The organism is Lujinxingia litoralis, assembly GCF_003260125.1.
Taxonomy (GTDB): Bacteria; Myxococcota_A; Bradymonadia; order Bradymonadales; family Bradymonadaceae; genus Lujinxingia; species Lujinxingia litoralis.
Genome location: NZ_QHKO01000008.1, coordinates 130044 through 154212 on the forward strand (window position 1 = coordinate 130044; position 24169 = coordinate 154212).

The following is a 24169-nucleotide window of genomic DNA, read 5'->3' on the forward strand; positions in this document are numbered from 1 at the left end:
GCCGAGAGTCGGGCTTTAGCGCGCGCGGGTTTGTTCGAGGAGCTGCCAGTTGGTGTAGGCGAAGAAGCCCAGGATGAGCAGGATGAAGATGCCGCCGTTAAGAAAGTAGAGCGCCAGGGCGGCAGCGAGCATCAGTGTGCCGAGCGAGATTTTTGCGACGTTGGCCAGGGCCTGGCGTTGGGGGTTTCGCTTGCGCAAAACGTGGAAGAGGGCCTGGCCTCCGTCCATGGGAAAGATGGGGAGGAGGTTGAAGAGGAGCCAGAAGGCGTTGACCATCGCCGAGAGTTGGAGGAGGTGGCGAAGCAGGGGCCAGGCGTTGGCCGGAGCCAGCGCGTTGAGGGCCAGGAGGCCGCCGAAGGAGAGCAGGGCCAGGGCCAGGGTGACGGCGGGCCCGGCCAGGGCGATGAAGATGCCCTGGTTGGGGTTGGGGTTGGCGCGGTGGTTGATGGCGACGCCGCCCATGCCCTGGAGCACGATGGTGGAGGTGCCGAAGCCGCTTTTTTTGAAGGCGGCGGCGTGTCCGAGTTCGTGAAGGAGTATGCCGAAGAAGAGGATGGGGGCCCACATCAGCTGGTAGGGGAGCTGTTGGGCGGATTGGAGGCCGGAGAAGACGAAGAAGGCTACCAGGGCAAGAAACCAGGCTTCGACGTAGATGGTGTGGCCGGAGAAGGTGGCGAGTTTCCAGCGGGGACCGGTCGATTGACGAATACGCATGGGGACTATCGGGGAGCAGGACATCCAGAGGAGCACGGGGCAATCGGGGGTTAAAACTAGAAACAGGGCGGCGATAATCCAGACATCGAGCGATTGCGCTGTGCGGGGGGGAGGGCGTCGTTATCGATGGGAGCCAGGGCGTGGCGAGGAGGGGATGATGGGTGAGTTGGTGAGTTATGAAGGGCAACGACGCGGGGAGGATGTCGGTGTGGGGGTATTGGCCGGGCTGGGGGAGCTGGTGAGGCGGGTGGAAGCCAGGGGGCTTTTGCGTCAGGAGGGGATCTGGCGGCTGCATCCGGAGGAGGCGCGCGGGTTAAGCGAGGTCAGCGGCGGGGTGCCGGCCGGAGGGTGGGCGGCGCTGGCCGGGGTGGCGGCCGGGGCCGGGGTACTGCGGGCGCAGCCCGGAGGGTTGGGAGCGGGGAGCTATGTAGCGGAGGTTCGAGGTTGGACGGAGGAGGAAGCGCGGCAGCGATTGCTGGAGGGGTTTTTGCGCTGGTTGACTCCTCCGGGGGCGGCGGCGAGCTGGCTGCTGGCGCTGGGAGTGCACCCGATGTGGGGCGTGCGGCTTGTGGGTGAGGTGCAGCGGGAGGCGCCCTGGGGGGGAGCGCGGGGCGTGGGCTGGCGAGATGAGGGGGTGATGGAGGTGGAGCGCCTGGAGGCGTTGCGTCGGCAGGTGTTTGTGAGCCTGGCGGTGGTGGTCGGGATGATGGGGGAGCGCGGGGCGGGGGTGGAGAGCGAAGAGGCGTTGGTGACGCTTTGTGAAGAGGCGATGCGTTTTGCGCGGCGAGCCGCCCGGGAGGTGGATGTGTCGACGCGAGGAGGGCTGAAGGTGTGGGTGGCCGGGGTGGAGCGCCGGGCGGTGCGTGGGGCGGTGCGGGGGCTGCTTGGCGAGGTGCTGGTGCCGGCCGGGTGGGTGCGTTGGGAGGTGGGAGGCCGGTTTGAGGTGGCGGTGCCGGGCTGGCCAGGGTGGCAGGTGGGGGCGTTTGGTGAGGAGGAGCAGCAGGCGTGGTTAAGGTTGTTTCTGAGGGAGAGGGGGACGAGGGAAGGAAGAGCGCCGGTGAGCGAAAGGTTCGTTTGTCAGGAGCCCAACGAAAGCAGTTCGATGCCCGGGAGGTAGGACGATGGCGACGATGGGGAAGGTAGCGGTGGTCGATGACGAGCCGATGATCGGCGACATTGTCGCGCGAGCGTTGAAACGAAACTGGGAGGTGCGCGTCTTTGAGAAGGCGGGCGAAGCGCTGGAGGCGTTGGAGGAGGGGGAGCGCTTCGATGTGTTTTTATGCGACGTGATGATGCCCGGGTACAGCGGGCTGGATCTCTTTGAGGATGTGCGTCGCAAGTGGCCGAAGCAGGCGGCCCGCGTGGTGTTTATGAGCGGGATCAGCGGGGACGGCATGCTCGGGGATCAGATCCGCGATGAGGGGGTGAAGCTGTTGCGCAAGCCCTTTGAGCTGGATCGGCTTCGGGAGGTGGTGCAGGAGGTTTTCGCGTCGGAGGAGGCGCGCCCCGGGGAGTCTCCCGGGGGCGAAGGGCGCGTTTAGAGGGGGCGGACCATGCGGTCGGTTTTTTTCTCGAGGGCTTTTTCGTGAAGCAGGCGCAGGGCGGTGCGCGCCAGGATGGATGCGCCGATGGTGAGGGCGCGCTCATCGATATTGAAGTGGGGTGAGTGGAGGAAGTTTCGTGGGGCCCGGGCGCCGGTGCCCAGGCGGAACATCGCGCCGGGGACGCGTTCGCAGTAGACGGAGAAGTCTTCGCCGCCCATGGAGGGGAGGGGGATGCGGTAGATGCCCTGGTCGCCGAGGATATCGGTGGCGATCTCGGTGATGGCGTCGGTGAGGTAGGGATCGTTGTGGATGGCGGGGGCGCCGCGGATAAGCTTGAGCTCGTAGGAGGCGCCGTGTGCCAGGCAGATGCCCCCGATGATGCGGCGTAGCAGGTCGTCGAGCTGGTCGCGGTGCTCGGGGCTGATGGTGCGGATGGAGCCGGAGAGGGAGGCGGACTCGGGGATGACGTTGGCGACGGCGCCGGCCTGGAAGGAGCCCAGGGTAATGACGGCGGGGATGCGAGCGTCGAAGTTGTGGGCGGGGAGCTGGTAGAGGGCGTTGGCGACCTGGGTGCCTACAAAGATCGGGTCGGTGCACTGGTGGGGGCGCGCTCCGTGGCCGCCTTTGCCTTCGATGGTGAGTTCAAAGAGGTCGAAGGAGGCGGTGAAGGGGCCGGGGCGCACGCCGACGCGCCCGATGGGGAGTTCGGGGTCGCAGTGCAGGCCCAGGACGGCGTCGACGCCGTCGATGGCGCCGAAGTCGACCATTTCGGTGGCGCCTCCGGGGACGGTTTCTTCGGCGTGCTGGTAGATCAGGCGCAGGCGTCCGGGGAGGTGGTCTTTGAGATCGAGCAGTCCCAGGGCGGAGCCGAAGACGGTGGCCATGTGGACGTCGTGCCCGCAGGCGTGCATGACGCCGGGGTTCTGGGATTTGTAGGGGACGTCGTTGAGCTCGTTGATGGGGAGGGCATCGATGTCGGAGCGGATGGCGATGGTGGGGTGGATCTCGGGATCGAAGCCGACCGGGGTGAGGTCGGCGTAGAAGCCGGTGCCCTCGGGGCGGACGAAGGTTGTAAATCCGAGTTCCTGGAGGCGCGCGACCATGGTGCGGGTGGTTTCGAACTCGTGTTGGCTGAGTTCGGGGTGGGCGTGGAGCTGGCGTCGCAGTTCGATGAGGTGGTCGGTTTGAGCCTGGAGGGTGTTGGAGAGGCGTTCGATGAGCTCGGAGGAAGGGGCGTTCATGCGAGGGTCCGGTGCTGCGGGAGGGGGCGTCGCCAGGGCCCGGAGGGGGCCCGGCGGTCAGGGCTCTGAGGCTGGCGAGGGTAAGCGATCGAGCGTGAAAACATCAACCCGCGCGGGGGTTCAGTCGCCCGGGAGTAGGGAGGCGTTCTTTGGAGGGAGGATGTCGGCCAGGGTCCGCTCGGGCTGGAAGGCGATTTCGGAGAGGGTGATGGTGGTGAGGAGGTCGCCGGGCTGATGATCGTCGTAGGTGTAGGTCTTGTGGGAGGTGGCCAGGGTGATGCCGTGGAAGGTTGCGGGGTCGTCGTAGCTCATCAAGCGTTCGGGGGAGTTGCCGCCTTCGGGGACCAGGCCCGGGTAGGAGAGGCTGTAGCGGATGGCGTGGAGGCGGTAGGTCTCGGGATGGAGGTAGAGGACATAGACGTCGTCGGGGGTGTCGCCGACGCCGGGTTCGAAGGTGGCGCGGATGACTTCGTAGGTCTGTCCTAAAAAGGAGGCTTTGCCCTCGTAGTCCAGGAGAACGCCGGGGTCGGCCAGGACGAAGGGCAGCGCGACGAAGTAGTAAGGGGTCAGCGCCCAGTAGCGGGGGTTGAAGGGAAGTTTGGCGTTGGCCGGGGCGATCCAGGCGTTGTGGCCATCGTAGCCGAAGGCGACGTCGGGGGCGTCGGTCAGGGTATGGGATGCGCGGGAGGACCAGGTGTCGATGAGCTGGCGGGTGTCGCGGGGGGCGCCTGCCAGCGGACGGTCGTCGAAGCGGAAGAAAAGGGGGCCGTTGTTGAAGAAGGTGCTCAGGCCGCCGTGGGCCTCAATGGATTTCAGGAGGATCTTCCCCGCGTCGGATTCGGAGAGGCGCTGGTGAGCGTCGTCCACGTGGGATTCGACCCAGTGGGGATCGGGTTTGAGGGGCGCGTTGCGTGGGGAGGATGGGTCTTTGGGAGGTGGTGAGGTGGTCGACGTGGCGAGGTTAGGGGCGTTGGGGGGCGCCTTGGCCGGGGGAGCGTCGTCGCAGCCCGAGGTGGTGATGAGGAGGGTCGTGATAACGCTCAGCGGGAGGAGGGCGCGCATGGAGTCTCCGTGGCGAGGTGGGCGAGGCGGTGAGGTTGAGTGCAGGGATAATGAGGTGCGCTCTGAGCTCGCGTTGATGTCGTGTCTGCGGGGTTCATCGTCATCGAGGTGTGTTTAGGGAGTAGTAAGCCCCGGTGGCAGAGGTCAACGGGGCGGCGGGGAGGGGCGCTTGAAAGATGTAGGGCCATCCCCTACACAGTGGCATGTGTTCAGTGAATCTAAGTATGGAGAAGAGGCATGATTGAGATCACGTACCTTTCGGAACATCTCGGGATGGAGGAGCCCTCGGTCGAGGAGTTGAGCGCCGAGGAGCTGGCCGAGATGCGCAAGGTGGCCCGGTGGCACCAGGAGGAGTGGGCGCATTTGAGTCCGAAGAAGTCGGTGGCCTCGCGTGTCCGGGAGCTGCGCGAGAGCGCGGTGACCGAGGGGCTTCCACTGACGCTGGTCGCGGTGGAGGAGGAGGCGATCGTGGGGACCATCAGCCTGGCCGAAGAGGATTTGGAGACCTATCCGGAGTGTGGGCCGTGGTTGTCGACGGTGTACGTGGATGAGTCGGTGCGTCGTCGGGGGATCGGGAGTCGGCTGGTACGTCGGGTGGAGAAGGTCGCCGCCGATCAGGGGGTGGAGGAGCTGTATCTGTATACGCCGGATCAGGCCCCGCTTTATGAGCGGCTGGGCTGGGAGGTGGTGGCCGTGGAGACCTATCGTGGGGAGGAGGTCACGGTGATGCGCCGCGATCTGGCAGAGATCGTGGAAGATAGCGAGCGTGTGGGGGGCGCTGACAAGCTGGAGCCACTCGCCGCGCAGTGAGTGTGCGAGTGGGGGGGCGGCCGGGCTTGTCGGGGTGTTCGGTCATCCACTACGCTGGGGCGCACTGTTCGTTCGCCCCCGGAGTTGCGGAAGGCCTTCAGCTTGCTGTGGCTTCGGAGGGGGCGAGGGCGATGTGAAGTGGATGTGTCGGTGGTTGTTGTTGGCAGGAGTCAGGATGATGAACACGATGTGCCAGGCTGCGGTCTGGCGTTGGGTTGGCGTGGTCGCGCTGTGCGCGGGGCTCAGCGGGTGTGTGACCCCGGGGATGCGTCAGGTGGAGGCGGTGGATTCGTCGGCGACGAAGGTCACCTTTTTGTACAGCCAGCATTCCGGGGAAGAGAGCGATCGGGGAGTGATCGAGTGTGATCTTGAGGGGGATCAGCTCTCGAACTGCCAGATTTTAGACGTGGAGTACCAATGATGAGGTCGATGATCGGGTGGGCACTGGTGCTGCTGGCGGTCGGCGCGATGGGATGCAGCGAGATGCGCTACACCATCCGGCAGGTGGATTCCCAACATGAGGGTCAGTTCTACACGCTGCAGACCGCCGGGGAGCGGGTGACCCGGCTGGGGCCTCTCTATGAGCAGGTGGAGGCCGTGGGGATCAACTACTGGCGCTGCGGCAAGGGGGAGGGGAAGATGACCTGCACCAAGGTCTGTGAAGACCAGGGGGCGCGGGTCTGTGCGCCGGGGCTTGCCGGGATGTACGGACGGGTGAGTCTACCGCCCTCGGGGATGGTGTCGGGGCCGAAGCAGGAGGCGCCGGTCGAGGTTGATGAGGCGTCGGCGGAAGAGGTTGAAGAGACTCCGGTGGAGGCTGACGAGGTGCCGGCGGAGGAGTCGACGCCGGATCAGGAGGTGCAGTGATGGGAGCCCGCAGGATGTGGATGGTGCTGGTAAGCGCGCTTTTGCTGAGCCTGAGTGCTGGCTGTGCGATGCCGGAGTACGTGTATATGACCGACTATCAGGTCGTGGGAGAGCGTAGTGTGAAGTACATCTACAACCCGCTTTATCCATCGACGGCCGGGAGCAGCCGGAATGATGCGGCGTTGGTGCTGGAGGTCTGTTCGATCGATGAGGAGGAGGCCGGCCAGGAGTCTGCGTGCCGTGAGACGGTGCTCTTGCGCACCGAGGAGTACCGATGATGCGTGCAAGAATGTGGTGGAAGGTGGCGTTGCTGGCGCTGGTGAGCGGGATGGCCGTGGGGTGTGCGGGGAGCGCGACGTATCGGGACGCGACGTTTACGCACTGGCATGACGAAGAGACGGTGATCGTGGTGTACGAGCGCCAGCAGTCGTCGGGAGTGTTTGACGTGGATGCGTCGCGTACGACCCATGTGAGGGTGTGCAAGGTGCAGGAGGGCAATGCGTTGCTCTGTCGCGATCAGCTGCGTCTGGCCAATATGCTCAACCCGCATATGCGGGGGGAGGAGGATTTGAGCGATCCCTGGTCTCCGTAAGCAGGTGGAGTGGAGACATGTTGATAGAAAAGGCGCGCCCTGAAGAGGGCGCGCCTTTTTTGTGGGGGTGATGGAGGCGCTCAGTTGGCCGTGGGAGCCTGGCGTGGGCGGCGTTTGCCACGGCGTTGCTGGCGTTGCTCGGTGGTGTGTTCGATGAGTTGGGCGCGTTGTTCGGGGGTGAGGATCTGGCGCAGGGAGAGGCCGAGTTCCAGGCGCTGTCGTTTGAGTTCGTTTTCGAGTTCCAGGACCTGGTTGAAGGCCTGGCGGATGGCGTTGGCGTTGGCCTGGGATTGGACCTGTTCGCGCAGGGAGGCGCGGGCCTGTTGGAGGGCCTGCCGCCGGGCCTGGTGGGTGCTGCGCGACTCCTGGAGCAGGGTGCGGATTTGGGTCTGCTGGTCGGGGGAGAGGCCGAGTTCATCGCGGAGTTCGATGATTCGTCGGGGGTTGGGGAAAAGGCGCTCGACGCCGCCCTCGGGCTGGTGGTGGCGTTGCTGAGCGGCGGCCGGCATCGGGAGGAGGAGGGTGAGGGTGAGCAGGGCGGTCAGGGCAAGGGGCAGGGGTTTCATGGAGGGCTCCTGTGAGCGTGGGGCAGGTCGGGCCGAGGGGTTAGCCGGGGTTGTCGGCGGTGGTGAGGTCATCGAGGAGGGGGAGATCGTCGATGAGGGTGTCGGTGGGGGCCTGCCAGGTCCAGAGGTCATCGGCGGCCTGGGCCAGGGCGCCCCAGTCGTCGTCGGAGAAGGGCGAGGGAGAGGCAGGGGTTGGCGTGGGGGAGGCGGTGGCGAGTTCGGTGGGGTTGTCGGCCGTGGAGGGGGCGGCGGTGGAGGGGCCGAAGGCCCCGAAGGCCAGGGTGAGCAGGAGCGCGGCCAGGAGCGCGCCGCCGCCCAGGAGGAGGGCCGGGAGGCGTTGCTCGGCGCGCGGCCCCGGCGTGGGGGAGGCCGCGGCGGCCCAGGTGCGGTCGAAGCCGGGCGCAGGGCTGGCGAGTTCGGGGGCGGTGGCCTGGCGGTAGAGCGTGGCCAGGGCGGGGTCGGGGAGCGCGGAGGCGTCGCCGGTGGTGCGCTCGCTCAGCGCGGGGTCGTCGTGGCGGTGCATGCGTCCTCCGTGGGGGTCAGGTGGTTGCGGAGCGCGGATTTGGCGCGTTCGTAGTGGGTGCGGGCGGTGCCCGGGTGAATGTTGAGGGCGCGGGCGGCCTGATCGAGGGTGAGTTCGTGGTAGAAGACCAGCTCCAGGATATCGCGCTGGCGCGGGGAGAGTTTTGTGAGGGCGGCGCGGAGTTGGGCGGCGCGGGGATCCCGGCTGGCCAGGTCGTCGGGAGGGGCCGGGAGGTTGCGCAGGGCGGCTAAGTCGAGGGAGGCCAGGCGCCAGAAGGTCTGGCGGCGGCGCAGCGAGCGGACTTTGTTGCGAATGACGCCGAAGAGGAAGCTCTTGAAGGCGCGGGGATCGGTGCAGGAGGCCGATCCGTTGAGGAGGGCCTCGTAGGCGGCCTGGAGGGCGTCTTCGGCCAGGGCGCGTTCGCCGGCCTGGTGCAGCGCCCAGCGGAAGGCGTCGGCGTGGAGGCTTTGGAGTTGCTGGCGGAGGTCGTTCATAGAACCGGGCTCGGTGGCGCGGGGCGAATGGGCGGGCCGGGGGCACCCGAGGCGTCTGAGTATACGTGTCGCGGGGGGGATGTCTGTATGACAGGCGCGGGGATTTTTTTGGAGGGTCGGTGTTTTTGGTCGAAAGGGCTGATACAGGGCGGGCGCTCCCCGGCAGGGGAGCGCCCGGGTTTATGGGGCATGAAAGAGGGGCTTAGTTGGCCGCGGGGGCGGTGCGCTGGCGGCGTAGTTCACGGCGTTTCTGGACCTTCTGACGGCGTTCTGCGGCCTTTTCGGCGAGTTGTGTGCGTTGCTCGGGGGTGAGTACCTGGCGCAGGGAGAGGCCGAGTTCCAGGCGTTGGCGTTTGAGTTCGTTTTCGAGTTCCAGGACCTGGTCGAAGGCTCCGCGGATGGTCGCGGCGTTGGCTCCGGACTGGACCTGCTCGCGCAGGGAGGCGCGGGCCTGTTGAAGGGTTTGACGCTGGGCCTGGTGGGCGCTGCGTTGTTCCTCGACCAGGGCGCGGATGCGGGTCTGTTGGTCCTGGGAGAGGTTGAGCTCGTCGCGGAGCGCCATGACGTGACGGGGGGAGGGGAAGAGGCGCTCGACGCCGCCCTGGTGACGTTGGTGGCGCTGGTGGGCGGTGGCCTGCATGGGGAGGAGGAATGTCAGGGTGAGCAGGGCGGTCAGGGCGAAGGTCAGGCGTTTCATGGGAGCTCCTGTGGGGGAGGTGGCCGAGGCGGCGCCGGGTGAGTGGGTGGACCGGGTGTGCCCGATGGTTCTGAATAGGAGTGCCGCGGGGAGGGGAGCTGTATGACAGGGGCGCTCATTTTTTTGGGGAGGGGCGCGCTTTTTTTGTCGGGCGGTGTGGGGGAGGTTGCGCGCGAGGGGGGAAGGGGGGGAGGCTGAAGTCCTGTGAGGCGATGGTGATTGGCGAGGAGGATGCGAGATGATCGGGGCGTTGGTGCTGGTGATCGTGGCGTTGGGGATGCCGGTGTTGGCGCGCTGGCTGGAGGCGCGCTGGCGAGCGTTTGAGGTCTTTCATCCGGTGCTGCTCTGCTACGGGAGCGGGATCGTGCTGGCCCATGTGCCGGGGCTTGAGGTGGCGGAGGCGGTGGCGCAGGGGATCAGCGAGGCGGCGATCCCGCTGGCAATTCCGCTGCTGCTCTTTTCGAGTGATGTGCGGGGGTGGCTTAAGCAGGGGCGCGCGGCACTGGTGTCGTTTGGGAGCGCGGTGGTGTCGGTGCTGGTGGTGGTGGGGGGGCTTTCCGGGTGGCTGGCCGGCTGGTCGCAGGAGTCGGCGGGGGTGGCCGGGATGATGGTCGGGGTCTACACCGGGGGGACGCCGAATATGCTGAGCGTGGGCAAAGCGCTGGGGGTGAGTCAGGAGGTGTTTGTGGCGATGAACGCCGCCGATGTGGTGGTGGGCGGGATGTATTTGCTCTTTGTGGTCAGTGTGGGCGGGGCGTTGGTGCGGCGGGTGTTTCCGGCGTATGTGCGGGGGCGTCGGCGGGAGGGGGAGGCCGTGGGCGGGGAAGGAGTAAGGGAGGTGGTGGCCGGGGAGGTCGCGCGCGGGGTGGGGCTGGCGGTGGGGGTGGTGGCGCTGAGCGTGGGGGGAGCGCTTATGGTGAGCGGGGAACTCTCGGTGGCGCTGGTGATGCTGGGGATCACCAGCGGAGGGATCGCCGGGTCGTTATCGTCGCGGGTGCGGGCGTGGCGGGGGACGTACGAGGCCGGGGAGTACCTGATCCTGGTGTTCTGTGTGGGGATCGGGGCGATGACGCGGCCCGGGGAGTTGATGGGGGTGGGGCTGGAGGTGGTGGGGGCGATGGCGGCGGTGATGCTGGGCTCGGTGGCGCTTCATGCGCTGCTGGCCCGTGTGCTCCGGGTGGATGGGGATACCTTTTTGATCACGTCGACGGCGGCGATTTACGGACCGCCCTTTGTGCCGATGGTGGCTGAGCGTCTGGGGAATCGGGAGCTGATTTTGCCCGGGGTGGCGATGGGGCTGCTGGGATTTGCGCTGGGCAACTATCTGGGGGTGGGGATGGCGTGGTGGCTTATGTTGCGTGGGGGATGAGGGGATTTAAGGGCCAAAGAAGAGGAGGTCGGGGAGTCGAGTGGTGGATCTGGGTATCCAGATCGCGAGGTAAGCGTGCTGAGTGGGGGCTCCGGGGTACCCAGATCGCGAGGTAAGCGTGTCGAGTAGGGGCTCCGGGGTACCCAGATCGCGAGGTAAGCGTGCTGAGTAGGGGCTCCGGGGTACCCAGATCGCGAGGTAAGCGTGCTGAGTGGGGGCTCTGGGGTACCCAGATCGCGAGGTAAGCGTGCTGAGTAGGGGCTCCGGGGTACCCAGATCGCGAGGTAAGCGTGCTGAGTAGGAGCTCCGGGGTACCCAGATCGCGAGGTAAGCGTGCTGAGTAGGAGCTCCGGGGTACCCAGATCGCGAGGTAAGCGTGCTGAGTAGGAGCTCCGGGGTACCCAGATCGCGAGGTAAGCGTGCTGAGTGGTGGCTCCGGGGTACCCAGATCGCGAGGTAAGCGTGCTGAGTAGGGGCTCTGGGTACCCAGATCGCGAGGTAAGCGTGCTGAGTGGGGGATCTGGGGCCCCAGAACGTCAGGTCGGGCGCTTGTGGGTCAGGAGGCCGGGGCGTAGCCGCTGCGGGTGTCGATGGCGCGGTAGACCTCTTCAAAGTTTGTGACGGGGCCGATGGTGATCTCGGGGGTGGCGCTGCCGACGGTGGAGATCTGGACAGCGCCGGTTTTGAGGGCGGTGTCGATGGGGCCGCGGGAGGTTTTGACCTGGTCGATGCGGTTGAGCAGGACGGAGGCGCGGGTGCGGAAGAAGACGCCGCGGTCGACGCGGATGCGGTCGGGCTCCAGGGTGAAGGTGGTGCGGGAGGCGCTGTAGCGCGCCCAGACAAAGGCGAAGGGGGCCAGGGGGAGGGAGACCACGGGCAGAGCGGTGAGGGCGGCGGCCTGGAGGGCGGCGGCCTGGATCTCGGGGCCAAAGGCGCGGGCGGGTTCGGTGCGGCGTTGGTCGGGCTGGCGAGTCTGGCGCGGCGGGTGGTCGAAGAGGCGGTCGTCGAGTCGTTCGTGGAGAATCTGGACGTCGGGGAGGTGGCCCAGCGAGATGGCGCTGGCCTCGCCGCCGCCGGAGATGCGCAGGGTGCCGGAGGTGAGTCCGGGGTAGCAGGTGGTGCGCAGGTCTTTGGCGTGGTGCAGGGCCATCATCTGGTGGGTGTGCAGGAGGACGCCGCCGCGGGTGCGCAGGTGGTGGTCAAAGAGGTCGAGCTTGCAGGTGGGGGCGTGGAAGACCTCGTAGCCGACCAGGATCAGGCCCAGGATCAGGAAGGCAACGCTGGCCAGGAGGGCCTCGGGCAAAAAGATGGCGGCGATGAGGGAGGCCACCACGCCCAGTGAGCAGAAGACGAGGGTCGCCAGCTGGCTGTAGGCCAGGGAGGCCGAGGTGGGTTGGGCGGCCAGGGCGTGGGTGGGGGCGGTGTTGTCGAAGCCCAGGCGGCGCTCGATCTCGGGAGTGAGCGTGGTGGCGTCGGGGATGTGGGCCAGGCGAAGGGTGGAGGCGCTGCCGATGGAGCTGAAGGCGTAGGAGGCGGTGTTAAAGAGGCGGTCGATGGGGGAGCGGGTGATGGCGAGGCGAGTGACTTTATCGAGGGCGAACTCGGTGGTCTCTTTGTTGAAGAGGCCGTGGGTCAGGGCAACTTTCTGGTCGTTGAGCTCGGCGTCGGTGAGGACGTAGGTCTGGATGGCTTTGCCCACCGCGCCCAGGATGGAGGCGACGAAGATGAAGAGGGTGATGAGGCCGCCGACCGTGGCGACGTCGGTCGACTGGGCGGTCTGGTTTTCGATGAAGGTGATGAGGCCGAAGACCAGCAGCAGGGAGGCGGCCAGGATGGGCGCGAGGAGGGTGTTGGTGGCGGTGCAGGCGCCGATGTGGGGTTTGAGGGTGAGGGGAGGTCGGCCGCTCAGGCGCAGGCCGGTGGGGGGCGCGGCGCCGGCGGCGTTGGGGGCGGTCGGTCGGAGCGCGGCCGGGGCGGTGCCCGGGGCGGTCAGGTCGTCGTCGAGGGCGGGGCCGGGCGTCGGGGGGGCCTGGGAGGGGGCCTGGGCCGGGCTCTCGGTGGATTTGATGAGTTGGCTGAGGTTGTCGCGAAAGGGTTTGGCGTTGGGCATCGAGGGGAAGTGGATGTCGGCGCTGCTTCCCTGGCAGCTGATGATCACGTCGGCCATGCCCAGAAGGTTTTTCAAGAAGGGCTGGTGAATGTTGGTGTCGGCCAGGTTCTCGATGGGGATGAGGCGTTTGCGGCGGGTGAGGAAGCCGTCGTCGTAGTCGACGACGTCGTCGTAGAGGGTGTAGACGCGCTTGTTGAGGTCGATGACGCGCACGACCTGGTAGGCCAGGGCGGCGGCGGCCAGGGCGATGATGGTGGCGAGTCCGGCGCCCATCATCAGGGCGGACTCCAACAGGTCGGGGTGGTCGGCGATGGCGGGAAGGACCGCGATAAAGACCATCAGGGCGATGCCGACGACCGGGTTGTTTTTGGAGGCGCCAGCGTCCATCAGGGTGCCCAGGAAGTGGGGGGCTTCTTGCTGGACGAGGCGGGTGCGGTTGATGACGAAGCCGTTGTGTCGCAGGCGCTCTTCGAGGCGGGCGTAGAGGGCTTCGGGTTCCAGGACCGAGATCAGGGGGGCGCCGGTGTCGGAGCTGGCGGCGTGCACGCGCAGGTGCCCGGTTTTGTAGAAGCGGTGCTCCAGGTAGGGAAGCGTGAGCTCGATCTGGGTGATGTTGCGGAAGGGGAGATCGAGGGTGTCTTCGGAGAACCAGGTGCCGTAGCGGCAGATGATGCGGTCGGGGCGGATCTCAAAGGATGTTTTGTGGAAGGCGGCGCGGCGCTCGAGGTAGCGCAAAAAAGGGATGGCCAGGCCGACCAGGGCCCAGAGGGCCATCAGGGGGGAGGGGCCGGCGGTGGCGGCCTGGGAGCCGATGGCGAGGATGCTCAGGCTCAGTCCGAAGGCGACGGCCCAGAGGGTGGGACGCAGGACAAAGGGCCGGAAAAGCGGGCGAATCACGGAGTCAGGGGATGCCATCAGGGGTTCCTCGCCAGGGTTAGAATGAAGAAAAATTAGTCGGCGCGCTCGGAGATTTCGGAGCGGGCGTCGTCGGGGGTATCGGAGGAGGAGAGGACGTCGTCGGCGGAGTCTTCGGAGAGGGCGCCGGGGTCGATGTCGAGGCGTTCGAGGAGGGCCAGCATCAGGGCCTCCAGGTCGCCCAGGTAGACAAAGGGGGTGAAGATGGGGATGGCGATATGCTGGCCGCCGGCGCGCAGGTCGAGGCGGGCGCGGGTGGGGGAGAGGGTCATGCCCTCAAAGTCCAGGGTTTCGCGGGTGACGAGGGACCAGTCGACGCGCCAGGCGTTGTCGTTGCGGCCGACCAGGAGGCTGTGGTCGGTGGTGGCGACGAAGTGCTTGCGGGCGAAGTTGGACCAGTAGGAGACGACGCTGCAGAGAGTCAGTCCCAGGGCCATGGAGGCGATGAAGCCGGCGGTGTAGAAGCCGCCGAGGCCGGGTCCAAAGAAGAGGAGGGCGGCGACGAGCAGGAGGATGAGGCCCAGGCCCAGGGCAGCTCCCAGGGTCAGGGTGTTGAGGCGGTAGCGAAAGAGCTGAGCGCCGGGCTCGTCGTGGAGGGATTGCTGTACGGCGGGGCCGCTTAAGAGTTGGATGCGCGCCATGGGGAGCCCTGGAGCAGGGGCGGCGCTGGCGGGGGGAAACACGAAGCCAGGCCGCCCCGCAGGCGCTCACCGGGGGTGTTAGATGTCGAGGTTACGCACGTCGAGGGCGTGGGTTTCGATGAACTCGCGCCGGGGTTCGACCTGATCGCCCATCAGGACGGTGAAGAGGGCGTCGGCTTCGACGGCGTCTTCGATACGGACCTGAAGCATGGTGCGGGTCTCGGGGTCCATCGTCGTGTCCCAGAGCTGGTCGGGGTTCATCTCACCGAGCCCCTTGTAGCGCTGGATGGTCTGGCCCTTGCGGCCGCTGGCGAGCACGCGGTTGAGGACGGCGGCGATGGAGTCCAGGGGTTCGGGCTCTTTGCCGTCATCGACGATGATGTGGTCGCCGAGGGCTTCGAAGGCGCGTCGGATGCGCAGGAGTTCGCGGTAATCGACGCCGGAGAGGAAGGCGCGATTAAGGAGAGAGACGACCGAGGTACCCGAGACGCGGCTCTTCCAGCGGGCCAGGAAGAGGTCGTCGAGTTCGGGATCTTCGAGGATCTGGGGAGCACGCCAGGGGACGGTGGTGAAGGCCTGCCGCAGGCGTTCCAGGAGTTCCTGGGAGCGTGCTTCCAGGCGTTCGCGGTCCTGGAGGTCGTCGATGGTGAAGCCGACCTTGAGGGCCTCTTCGACGATGCGGTCGTCGTGGTTTCGGGCGACGCGCTCCAGGACCATGCGGTACTTGAGGAGGTCGTCGATGAAGTTTGCGAGCTCATCGCCGACGAGTTCCTGTCCGTTGGCGCCGCGCAGGGTCAGGGCGTTTTTGGCGTTTTCGATGAGGCGGTCGTTTAGCTCGCGCTCGTCTTTGAGGTACTCCATGGTGCGGCCGCGCTTGATGGAGAAGAGCGGGGGCTGGGCGATGTAGAGGTATCCGCGGGAGATGATTTCGGGCATCTGCCGGTAGAAGAAGGTCAGGAGGAGGGTGCGGATGTGGCTACCGTCGACGTCGGCGTCGGTCATGATGACGATGTTGTGGTAGCGGAGTTTATCGATGGAGAAGTACTCCTGGCCGATGCCGGTGCCCAGGGCGCTGATGATGGTGGAGATCTCGTTGTTGGAGAGCATGCGATCGAAGCGTGCTTTCTCGACGTTGAGGATCTTACCGCGCAGGGGGAGGATGGCCTGGAATTTACGGTTACGGCCCTGCTTGGCGGAGCCACCGGCGGAATCACCCTCGACGATGTAGAGCTCGCTTTCCTCGGGCTTGCGGGACTGGCAGTCGGCGAGTTTTCCGGGGAGGGCGGAGATCTGGAGGGCGCTCTTGCGGGAGATTTCGCGGGCCTTGCGGGCGGCTTCGCGGGCGCGGGAGGCGGCGATGGCTTTCTCGATGATGGCCTTGGCGACCGAGGGGTTCTCTTCGAGGAAGATGGCCAGGCGTTCGTTGACGACGGATTCGACGGCGCCCTTGATCTCGTTGGAGACGAGCTTGTCTTTGGTCTGGCTGGAGAATTTGGGGTCGGGCATCTTCACCGAGAGGACCGCGGCGATGCCCTCGCGGATGTCGTCACCGGAGATGGACTCTTTGAGCATCCCGTTGGAGACGCCGTAGAGGTTGACGGTGCGGGTGAGGGCGGCGCGGAAGCCGGAGAGGTGGCTGCCGCCGTCGCGGTTACGGATGGTGTTGGTGTAGCAGAAGATGTTTTCGTTGTAGGAGTCGTTCCACTGCATGGAGACTTCTACGGTGATGCCCTGCTCGGGGAGCTCTTTTTCGATGGAGATGGGCTCGGGGTGGAGCGGGGATTTGTTTTTGTTGAGGTCGGTGACAAAGGAGTTGAGGCCGCCCTCGTAGTTGAAGTCGTGGCGCTTGTTGTCGCGTTCATCGACGATGACGATGCGCACGCCGCTGTTGAGGTAGGAGAGCTCGCGCAGGCGTTGGGAGAGGACGTCGAAGGAGAAGCGGGTGATCTGGAAGATCTCGGGATCGGGCAAGAAGGTGATCTTGGTGCCGGTGGTCTTGGCCTTGCCGATGGCGCGCAGGGGCTCGCGGGGGACGCCGCGGTCGTAGGTCTGGGTCCAGATCTGTCCGTTGCGGCGGATCTCCAGGGTGAGCCAGGTGGAGAGGGCGTTGACGACGGAGACGCCGACGCCGTGGAGTCCGCCGGAGACCTTGTAGGAGTTCTGGTCGAATTTACCGCCGGCGTGGAGCACGGTCATGATGACTTCGGCGGCGGAGCGGCCCTGTTTTTTGTGGATGTCGACCGGGATTCCGCGGCCGTTGTCCTCGACGGAGAGGGATTCGTCGGGGTGGATGGTGATGGTGACCTGGTCGCAGTAACCGGCCAGCGCCTCGTCGATGGAGTTGTCGACGGCTTCGTAGACCATGTGGTGGAGTCCGGAGCCATCGTCGGTGTCGCCGATGTACATGCCGGGGCGCTTGCGCACGGCTTCCAGGCCTTCGAGGACCTGGATGGCGTCGGCGGTGTACTCGTTGCCCTGAGGGGCGGCGTCTTGGGGCAGCTGGTTATCTTGGGCCATGGTACGTCTTACCCTGGGTCGGTGGGTCAGGATCGGTCGGTGAGCTCCTGCGAGGGGGCCGCCGCAAACGAGGAGGCCGGGCCCGGGGAGCGCCGGAATCATCCGAAACAATCAAGGAGCCAAAAGGATGCCCGCACGCGGATGATTGCGCGCGCGCGGGCGCGCAGGCTCGCGAGTCGCGGAAGCGTAGCACAGGGGCGGGTGGGCGTCTATGTGATCGGCCGGGGCCGGGGAGGAGCGCGGCGTCGGCAGGGGAGGGAACGCCCCGGGGTGGCGAGGCGTGGGTGGACGGGGGATGCTGGGGGGTGTCAGGGGCGTCGTCGCACCGGGTTGTGCAGGGTTCCGATGCCGTCGATGGCCACCTCGACGCGCTGTCCCTCGGTGATGGGGCCGACGCCGGCGGGGGTGCCGGTGAGGATGACGTCGCCGGGGAGCAGGGTCATGATGCTGGAGATGAAGGCGACGACCCGGGGCAGTTCGAAGATGAAGTCGTTGAGCCGGGTTTGCTGGCGCAGTTCGCCGTCGACCCAGCAGCGCAGGGTGTGCTCGGCGGGGTTGAAGGTGGCGGTCAGCGCCAGGGCCGGGCCCAGGGGGGCGAAGGTGTCAAAGCCTTTGGCGCGGGTGTAGCGCGATTCGCGGCGTTGAATGTCGCGGGCGGTGACGTCGCAGGCGCAGGTGTAGCCGAAGATGGCGTCCATGGCCTGGTCTTCACGCACATCTTTGATGCGTTCACCGACGATCATCGCCAGCTCGCCCTCGTGATGGACCTCGTGAGCGTCGGGGGGGAGCTCAATGGCCTCGTCGGGGCCGATGACGGCGGTGGAGGGCTTGAGAAAGATCAGGGGTTCGGGAGGAAGGGGTTTTCCCATTTCCTCGGCGTGGGCGCGGTAGTTGAGGCCGACGCAGATGACTTTGGAGGGGCAGGCCGGCGCCAGGAGTTGGGCGCGATCTTTGCGGATGCGGGCGCCGTCTTCGGGGAGGGGGCGTCCCTGGCGAATGGCCTGATGGAGATCGGCGACGTCGCCTGCGAGGGTGATGAAGAGGTCACCCTCGCAGCGCGCGTAGACCGGACGACGCCCGGCCGGGTGCGCGATGCGCACCAGCCGGGTAAAGCGATCGTTGCGTGACATGTTGGGTTAGCCCTGCTCACCTTCGGCGGGAGCGGCTTCAGCTTCGGCGCCGGCGCCGGCCTGGGCAGCTTTTTGCTGGGCCTGGATGCGTTCGAATTCGGCTTCGCGCTCGGCGATGTAGGTGTTGATGGCGTTGAAGTCTTTTTCGAGGGTCCAGGTGTAGTCGCAGTGGAGCTGGATGCTGGCGTCTTCGGGCAGGCGCTTGGTCTCGGCCTCATCCTTCCAGTTGCAGGTCCAGCTGCGGCGGTTGATGGAGGTGAGGAAGTTGGGCAGCTCGTCGTTGTCGGGGAAGGTCAGCTCCAGGCGATCGCCGCGGTCGGGCGGGGTGTCCACGCGGACCTGATACTCTTTGAGTTCACCGCTTTCTTCATCCCGGATGTAGTAGGTGTCGAAGGTGACGGGCGTGCGCAGCTCGTTTCCGTCTTTATCCAGGGCGATGTTGCGGTTGATCAGGAGGCGCGCGCCGGAGGGGATGGTGTTGATGGTCGCGGTGCCGTAGAAGTCGTTCTCGGCGTCCATTTCCATGCGCTGGGCGAATTCCTGGCCGTATTTGGCGTCGGCGGGGCTGAGGGTGGCGGTGTAGTGGTAGCGGTAGTCGCCGTTGCCACTGTCCTGCCACATGCCTTCGGTGAGCTTGATGCTGGTGGGCTGGTGGCCGGGAGCGCTGACCTCGATGTGATGGTCGTCGCGGACCGAGAGGTTTTGAATGGCGGTGGTGGGCCCCAGTTCCAGGGCGCGCCAGGGGCCTTCTTCGCCGCCGACCTGACCGTACTGGATCTGTCCGTTGAGCTTGATGGTGGCCCCGACGGGTCCGCCGGCGAAGGTGAGGGTGCCGAATTTGGGCATCGCGGCGAGCTGGGCGGCCAGGTGCTCTTCTTCGGCCTGGCGAGCGCGCCGGAGCATCTCTTCCTGGTAGTTGCCCTGGAGGAGCAGGACGAAGTTGTCGCCAAAGCCGGTGAAGTGGTGGACCAGGCCGACGATGCCGACCAGGAGGACGATGACCACGCCGACGAGAACCTTGATCATGGGGTTCTTGGGCGGGGCGATGTCGCCCAGATCCTCGTCGTCGAGGTATGGCGAGGAGAGGTCGATGTCGTCATCGTCGGAGGCCGACGTGGAGAAGACGCCTTCGACGGCGGCTGCGGCTTTCTTTTTCTTCTTTTTAGCCGGCTGGGCCGCTTCGGGCTTGGGCTGCTCGTCGACGTTGCTGTCGTCGCGGGCGGGCTTTTCCTCAACGGAGGTGTCTTTTGCGGCGGCGTCTTCTTCGACGGCAGCGTCTTCCTCGGTCGATTCAGCGGCGGGGGGAGGGGTGTCGGCAGCTTTCTTTTTCTTCTTCTTTTTCTTTGAGCCACCGGGGACATCGAAGATGCCGCCAATACCGGACATCATGTCGTCGGATTTTTTGGCCGGAGAGTCTTTGGTGTTTGTGTCGTCAGACATGTGTGTTGTGCTCCTTCGTACGGGCCCGGATGACCCAGTCAGGTAGGCCTAAAGGCGGCCCGCTGCGGTTCAAGAGGGGGAGGTTAGACGTGGGGCTCTGGACGTGTCAAGGCGGCCGGGGCCCGGAGAGAGGTCTTGGAGGCGTTGGATGCGGAGGGTAGGCTTGGGGGTGTTGAGGGGCGTGCAGGCCGCCCTTGTGGAGAGCCGGGTTGATGTTTGGATGGATGTGCAGAGGAGGCAACACGATGAGTGAGAGCGGGGCAGTGATTCAGGCGCTGGTGTCGGCGGCGAAAGAGGTTGAAGACGCGGGGCAGGAAGGGATCAGCGAGGCGTTACGTGGGCAGGCCGAGGAGGCGTTTGGCAGCGTGGAGTCGGCGTTGTGGGCAGCGCTTGTCGAGGCCACCGGCGGGCGTCGGCGCGGTGGGCGCAGTGAGCCGACTCGGGTGGAGCGGGTGGTTGGTGAGGCGTATGAGCATCCGCTCTATGTGGAGACGGGGGAAGGGATGCTCTACGCGATGCACGGTCCGGATCTGGAGGTAGGGGAGGAGCCGGAGTTGATCGAGAGCCCCGAGGGGATCGGGGAGGTGGTGAATGTGAGCTGGGTAGGGGAGGGGGACTCGCTGTATTTGTTTAGCAATGAGGGGCGTTTTTACGGGGTCGATCCGCGGATGGTGCCCCTGTGGGACCGTCGTGGGGAGGGGCGCACGATCCGTGACGTGTTGCAGCTCTCGGGGGAGGAGCGGGTGCGCTTTTTGGTGCCGCGGCGTCAGCTGGTGAACGGGCGGGTGGTGCATGTGACGGCGCAGGGCAAGGGGAAGGCCAGCGATGGCGGGGAGTTTGATAAGGGCGATGGGCTCGATCGCAGTGGTCGCGAGGGGTTTTTGCTCAATGAGGGGGACGAGGCGGTGGCGGTGATGGCGGTGGGGCGTCAGGCCACGATCTTTTGTGCTTCGGCCCAGGGTCAGGGGATTCATTTTGAGGCGGGAGAGCTGCGCTCGATGGGACGTAAGGCGGTGGGGGTGAACCTGATGAAGCTGGGCGGGGCGGATGATGCGATCGTCAACGCGTTTGAGGGCACCCGGGTTAAGCAGCTGGCGGTGATCACGGCTCAGGGGCTGGGGAAGCGGGTGGAGTTCGGGGAGTTTCGTACACAGGGGAGGGGCGGTGCCGGGATGCAGGTGCTGCGTTTGAATGCCGGTGATCAGGTGGTGGGGGTGGTGCCCTGCAACCCGGCCGAAGATCTGGGGGTGATTCTGAGCAGCGGTCGGGTGTGGCGGATGCCCGCCGCGGAGCTGGCGTTGATGGGACGCTCGGCCAAGGGGGGACGCGTGTTGGAGCTGGAGGCCGGGGAGGAAGTGAGGGGCCTGGTGGCGCTACCCTGCGGGGGTTGAGTTGAGCAGGGGGGCCTGGCGGCGGCGCAGGGCCTGGGCCTGCGGCGGGTGGATGTGTTCCACGGTGTCTGCCGCCAGGCCCAGGGCGCGGGCGGCGCGGGCGTTGTGGCCGCGCTCCAGGAGTTGATCGGCGGCCTGTTCGATGAAGGAGGCAAAATCGCGTGCCAGGGGGGTACGGGGGTCGATGAGGTCTTCGAGTTCTGTGAGGAGCCGGTCGACGAGGTCCGGGCGGTTGTCGTGGGCGGCCACGACCAGGCCGCCGATGGGGCCGACGGGGCGATAGAGGGGAAACATCAGGTTTTGAGGGGAGCTGGAGAAGCGCTGAAAGCGGCGTCTGGCGTCGTCGAATTTTCCTTCGGTCAGGTCGCAGAAGGCGATCAGGGAGTCGACCAGGCCGGCCAGGACATGGCCGATGGAGGTGGCGAGGTGGCGAGCCTGCCGGTAGTAGTCGCGGGCGCGGGGCAGATCGTTTCGGTAGCGGGCGAAGTCTCCCAGGGTGCGCAGGCTCAGGGCCAGTCCGCTGCGGCTTTGCGCGGCATCGAAGAGCTGGTGGGCGCGTTGGGCGTGGGGGAGTCCGGCCGGATCCCAGGTGCGCAGGTGGGTCTCGGCGATGCCGTGAACGCACCAGGCGGCCTCGAGGAGTTGACCGGAGCGCTCGGCGACGCGATGGCCTTGTGCGAAGGCCTGGCGAGCGGCGGTGATGTCGCCTTCTCCGGCGAGGATCCAGCCGAGGCCGTGGAGGCAGCGGGCGGCACCGCGGTCGTCGGCGGCGCGTTCAAAGTGCAGGAGGGCGCTGCGGTAGTTTTGGAGGGCCAGGGCGGAGTGCCCGGAGAAGTTTTCGAGGTTGGCCAACACGCGGAACGCGTTGCCCTGGTCGGCCGGGCGGAGGCGGTCGCCCAGGGCCAGCGCGCGCTCTAAGAGCTGGCGAGTGTGGTCGAAATGCCCGAGGTAGCGCTGGGCTTCGGCGCGGGCGATCCAGACGCGGGGGCGCTCCGGAGCGTCGTCGGGGAGGTTGAGCGCGGCGTGGCAGCGGTCGATGCGCTCCAGGATGGCCAGCGCGGGGAGGTAGGCGCTGCGCAACATGTGGTGTTCGTTGGCCTGCCAGAGCAGGGGCAGGGCCCTGGCGTGGGCGTGGGCCGCGAGCAGGTGGCGGGCCCGGCGTTCGGCCAGGGAGGCGTCCTGCGTGGCTCCGGCCAGGACGCTGGCCGCGGCGCGGTGGATGCGAGGCCAGCGCGGGGTGTGGGCGCTGAGCGACTCGATGACATCGCGGTAGAGGGGGAGGCGGAAGTGCCAGCCACCGGGGCGGTGTCCGGCGATGCCGTGAATCATCAAGGCGTCGAGGAGGCCGGGATCTGGGGGGAGGTCGAGGGCATCGCAGATCCGGTGCCATTCGTGCTCATCGACGTCGATGCCCAGGGCGGCGGCGACCTCCAGGGCCCAGCGTGCGGCGTCGGGGTCGGGGCGTTGCTGGAGTAGCGCGTTGATCCGTCGGGTCAGCAGGGCCTGGAGGTCGTGTTCAAAGGGGGCGCCCTCGGCCAGGACGTAGCCGGAGGGAGAGGAGTGCAGCTGATCGGTATGGACCCAGTCTTCGATGAGCTGCACGGCAAAGAGGGGGTTTCCGCGGGTGCGTCGGCAGAGCTCTGTGACGAGGCCGTTTTCCAGGCCGAGGAGGTCGCGGACCAGCTCGCGTTGGTGGTCTTTTTGGAGGTGGTCCAGGTGGAGTGTCGTGCAGTGCTCGTGGGCGCTGAGGAGCTCCAGGAGCTGGCGTTCGGCCAGGCGTTCTTCGATGCCTTCGGGGCGGAGGGTGGCGACGATGAGGAGGGGGAGGTTGCGTTCGCGGCGGGTGTTCAGGGCGTGGAGCGCGAAGCCCAGCGCGTCCAGGCCCCACTGGACGTCGTCGAGGCAGAGGATGATGGGGCGTTCACTGGAGATAAGTTGGAGGGTTTGCTCCAGCAGCGTGTAGCGCTCCAGGGGGGAGCTCAGCGTGGGGGGCGCCTCGTGGTCCGGGGCGAGCCAGTCGGCCAGGCTGTCCAGCAGGTGGGAGTGAGGCCGGGTTTCCCAGTGGGTCTGGGCGGCGTGTTGGATGCGCTCAGCGGTTTTTTCACGGCTGAGGCCGGTGGCTCGAAAGAAGGTCTGGAGCATGCGGGGCAGACCGTCGGAGCGGCTCATGATGGGGCTGTGATTGGCGCGCAGGGCGGTGGCTACGCCGAGTTCTTCGGCGCGGGTGGCCAGCCAGTCCATCAGGCGAGTTTTACCGAGACCGGCTTCGGCGCGAATGATAAGCGCGCGGGCGCAGCCCTCCCGGTGCACCTCCTGGAGGTGATGCCAGAGCAGGTCTCGGCTGTCCTGGCGGCCGATGAAGCGGGCGTCGCGGATGCCGAAGAGGCCTTTGCCCAGGCCCAGGGTCAGGCTGGCCAGGGGGGGGAGTTGGGGGGAGCGCCAGTCTGGAGGCGGGGCCACGGCGCCGGGGACCCGCACCGGCTGCAGGGGCTGGCTGGTGTGTTGAGCGTCGCCGCGATCGCGGCGGGCGATGGCTTCCAGGGCCTGAGTGTCGAGCAGCGCGGTTTGCAGTGCGGGGAGCTCCAGGGCTTCGAGGGTCGGGGCATGTGCGGCGAAGACCTCGGTGGTGGCCTCGGAGAGGGGCGCCCGGGAGAGGGAAAAGGGCGTGGCGTCATCGTCGCCGGGGTCTCCCAAAAGGAGGAGTCCGCGCGCGGCGTCGGCGGCGCTGCGGTAGCGCCGGGAGACATCGCGGGCGAGGAGGCGGCGCACCCAGTTTTCGAACCCCTGAGGTAGGGGCAGTCGGGGGGGCAGCGGGGGGATCTCGGAGGTGAGGTGCTGCATGGCGATGGCCATCAGCGAGTCGCCTTCAAAGGGCGGTCGACCGCTGGCGAGCAGGTAGGCCATGCAGCCCAGGGCGTAGAGGTCGGTCCAGGGGCCGTAGTCGCGCCAGTGTCCGTGGAGTTGCTCGGGCGCCATAAAGGTGGGGGTGCCGGCGGCCAGGGAGTGAATGTCGGCGGTCTGGTTGGAAAACGAGGGGTCCTGGATGTGCGCGATGCCGTAGTCGGAGAGCATCCAGCGTACGTGGTTGTCGTCGCCGATGGTCCAGAGGACGTTGGCGGGCTTGAGGTCGCGGTGGATGATGCCCCGGGCGTGGGAGTGTGCCAGCGCGTCGAGGACTTCCAGGAGGAGGCGGCGCAGGTGGGGCCAGCCGGGGGGAGCGCTGACGTCTTCGAGGGCGCCCTGAGCCAGCTCCATGGCCAGCCAGAGCGAGCCGGCCGAGAGGCCGGGGAGCTCCTCGGAGCAGCGTTCGGTGGTGGTGCCGTAGTCGAGGACTCTGACGATGCCCGGGTGGTTGAGGGCCCCGATGGCGCGGACCTCGCGGTTGAAGCTCTCGCGGTAGCGGGTTTCGTGGGCAAAGCGCTCGCGCAGCACCTTGAGCGCCACGTCCACGCCGGTGGCGCGGATTCGGGCGCGGTAGACTTCGCCCATGCCGCCTTCGCCGAGTTTTTCGAGGATCTGAAAGGTCTTAATCATGGGATTACTATG

The 24169-nt window shown here is 66.8% G+C and carries 22 protein-coding genes; 9 read left to right on the forward strand and 13 right to left on the reverse strand.

Annotated features, from left to right (window positions below; all coding sequences use genetic code 11):
- Positions 1-15 precede the first annotated feature (15 nt).
- Positions 16-738, reverse strand: coding sequence for a site-2 protease family protein (locus DL240_RS20980; RefSeq protein ID WP_430673510.1), 723 nt, complete (start codon positions 736-738; stop codon positions 16-18).
- Between the two features lie 133 nt (positions 739-871).
- Between DL240_RS20980 and DL240_RS15625 the strand changes: the two genes are divergently transcribed.
- Together DL240_RS15625 and DL240_RS15630 are read left to right on the forward strand one after the other, a co-directional pair.
- Positions 872-1831, forward strand: coding sequence for a hypothetical protein (locus DL240_RS15625; RefSeq protein ID WP_111730839.1), 960 nt, complete (start codon positions 872-874; stop codon positions 1829-1831).
- 4 nt (positions 1832-1835) lie between these two features.
- On the forward strand, positions 1836-2255 hold the full coding sequence (locus DL240_RS15630; protein ID WP_111730840.1) for a response regulator: 420 nt from the start codon (positions 1836-1838) through the stop codon (positions 2253-2255).
- On the opposite strand, the gene DL240_RS15635 is transcribed toward DL240_RS15630, so the two are convergent.
- Together DL240_RS15635 and DL240_RS15640 are read right to left on the reverse strand one after the other, a co-directional pair.
- The gene (locus DL240_RS15635) at positions 2252-3499 is read right to left on the reverse strand and encodes a M20 metallopeptidase family protein (RefSeq protein WP_111730841.1); all 1248 of its coding nucleotides are present in this window, start codon (positions 3497-3499) and stop codon (positions 2252-2254) included. The genes DL240_RS15630 and DL240_RS15635 overlap by 4 nt on opposite strands.
- A gap of 120 nt (positions 3500-3619) precedes the next feature.
- Positions 3620-4561, reverse strand: a complete 942-nt coding sequence (locus DL240_RS15640; protein WP_111730842.1) for a DUF6503 family protein — start codon at positions 4559-4561, stop codon at positions 3620-3622.
- Between the two features lie 237 nt (positions 4562-4798).
- Here DL240_RS15640 and DL240_RS15645 point away from each other — a divergent pair, with 237 nt between their 5' ends.
- From DL240_RS15645 to DL240_RS15665, 5 genes are all read left to right on the forward strand, one after another.
- Entirely contained in the window at positions 4799-5371 is a 573-nt protein-coding gene (locus tag DL240_RS15645; RefSeq protein ID WP_111730843.1) for a GNAT family N-acetyltransferase, read from the forward strand.
- Between the two features lie 175 nt (positions 5372-5546).
- Positions 5547-5792, forward strand: a complete 246-nt coding sequence (locus DL240_RS15650; RefSeq protein WP_111730844.1) for a hypothetical protein — start codon at positions 5547-5549, stop codon at positions 5790-5792.
- The gene (locus DL240_RS15655) at positions 5789-6238 is read left to right on the forward strand and encodes a hypothetical protein (RefSeq protein WP_146618342.1); all 450 of its coding nucleotides are present in this window, start codon (positions 5789-5791) and stop codon (positions 6236-6238) included. Before DL240_RS15650 ends, DL240_RS15655 begins: the two co-directional genes overlap by 4 nt.
- Positions 6238-6516 (forward strand): hypothetical protein, encoded by a 279-nt coding sequence (locus tag DL240_RS15660; protein WP_111730846.1) that lies wholly within the window; start codon positions 6238-6240, stop codon positions 6514-6516. Before DL240_RS15655 ends, DL240_RS15660 begins: the two co-directional genes overlap by 1 nt.
- Positions 6513-6830, forward strand: a complete 318-nt coding sequence (locus DL240_RS15665) for a hypothetical protein (protein ID WP_111730847.1) — start codon at positions 6513-6515, stop codon at positions 6828-6830. The genes DL240_RS15660 and DL240_RS15665 overlap by 4 nt, the downstream gene beginning before the upstream one ends.
- Positions 6831-6910: 80 nt before the next feature.
- On the opposite strand, the gene DL240_RS15670 is transcribed toward DL240_RS15665, so the two are convergent.
- The 4 genes from DL240_RS15670 to DL240_RS15685 form a co-directional block, all read right to left on the reverse strand.
- Positions 6911-7396, reverse strand: a complete 486-nt coding sequence (locus DL240_RS15670) for a Spy/CpxP family protein refolding chaperone (RefSeq protein WP_158542624.1) — start codon at positions 7394-7396, stop codon at positions 6911-6913.
- A gap of 40 nt (positions 7397-7436) precedes the next feature.
- Entirely contained in the window at positions 7437-7919 is a 483-nt protein-coding gene (locus DL240_RS15675) for a hypothetical protein (protein ID WP_111730849.1), read from the reverse strand.
- Positions 7892-8413 carry an RNA polymerase sigma factor gene (locus tag DL240_RS15680; RefSeq protein ID WP_111730850.1) on the reverse strand — a complete coding sequence of 174 codons (522 nt, stop codon included), beginning with the start codon at positions 8411-8413 and terminating at the stop codon, positions 7892-7894. Before DL240_RS15680 ends, DL240_RS15675 begins: the two co-directional genes overlap by 28 nt.
- 202 nt (positions 8414-8615) lie before the next feature.
- A complete protein-coding gene (locus tag DL240_RS15685) occupies positions 8616-9110 on the reverse strand; it encodes a Spy/CpxP family protein refolding chaperone (protein WP_111730851.1) in 495 nt (164 codons plus the stop codon).
- Positions 9111-9348: 238 nt separating this feature from the next.
- On the opposite strand from DL240_RS15685, the gene DL240_RS15690 reads away from it, so the two are divergent.
- The gene (locus DL240_RS15690; RefSeq protein WP_111730852.1) at positions 9349-10479 is read left to right on the forward strand and encodes a DUF819 family protein; all 1131 of its coding nucleotides are present in this window, start codon (positions 9349-9351) and stop codon (positions 10477-10479) included.
- Between the two features lie 556 nt (positions 10480-11035).
- Here DL240_RS15690 and DL240_RS20800 read toward each other — a convergent pair.
- From DL240_RS20800 to DL240_RS15715, 5 genes are all read right to left on the reverse strand, one after another.
- Positions 11036-13504 (reverse strand): PH domain-containing protein, encoded by a 2469-nt coding sequence (locus tag DL240_RS20800; protein WP_111730853.1) that lies wholly within the window; start codon positions 13502-13504, stop codon positions 11036-11038.
- A 35-nt stretch (positions 13505-13539) separates the two neighbouring features.
- Entirely contained in the window at positions 13540-14145 is a 606-nt protein-coding gene (locus DL240_RS20070; protein ID WP_158542625.1) for a hypothetical protein, read from the reverse strand.
- A gap of 78 nt (positions 14146-14223) precedes the next feature.
- A complete protein-coding gene (gene gyrB / locus DL240_RS15705; protein WP_111730854.1) occupies positions 14224-16662 on the reverse strand; it encodes a DNA topoisomerase (ATP-hydrolyzing) subunit B in 2439 nt (812 codons plus the stop codon).
- 308 nt (positions 16663-16970) lie between these two features.
- Positions 16971-17792, reverse strand: coding sequence for a fumarylacetoacetate hydrolase family protein (locus tag DL240_RS15710; protein ID WP_111730855.1), 822 nt, complete (start codon positions 17790-17792; stop codon positions 16971-16973).
- 6 nt (positions 17793-17798) lie between these two features.
- Positions 17799-19232, reverse strand: a complete 1434-nt coding sequence (locus DL240_RS15715) for a hypothetical protein (RefSeq protein ID WP_111730856.1) — start codon at positions 19230-19232, stop codon at positions 17799-17801.
- A gap of 245 nt (positions 19233-19477) precedes the next feature.
- On the opposite strand from DL240_RS15715, the gene DL240_RS15720 reads away from it, so the two are divergent.
- Positions 19478-20623: a DNA gyrase C-terminal beta-propeller domain-containing protein gene (locus DL240_RS15720; protein WP_111730857.1), complete on the forward strand. Its 1146-nt coding sequence runs from the start codon at positions 19478-19480 to the stop codon at positions 20621-20623.
- Here DL240_RS15720 and DL240_RS15725 read toward each other — a convergent pair.
- Positions 20606-24157 (reverse strand): serine/threonine-protein kinase, encoded by a 3552-nt coding sequence (locus DL240_RS15725; RefSeq protein WP_111730858.1) that lies wholly within the window; start codon positions 24155-24157, stop codon positions 20606-20608. The genes DL240_RS15720 and DL240_RS15725 overlap by 18 nt on opposite strands.
- Between the last annotated feature and the right edge of the window lie 12 nt (positions 24158-24169).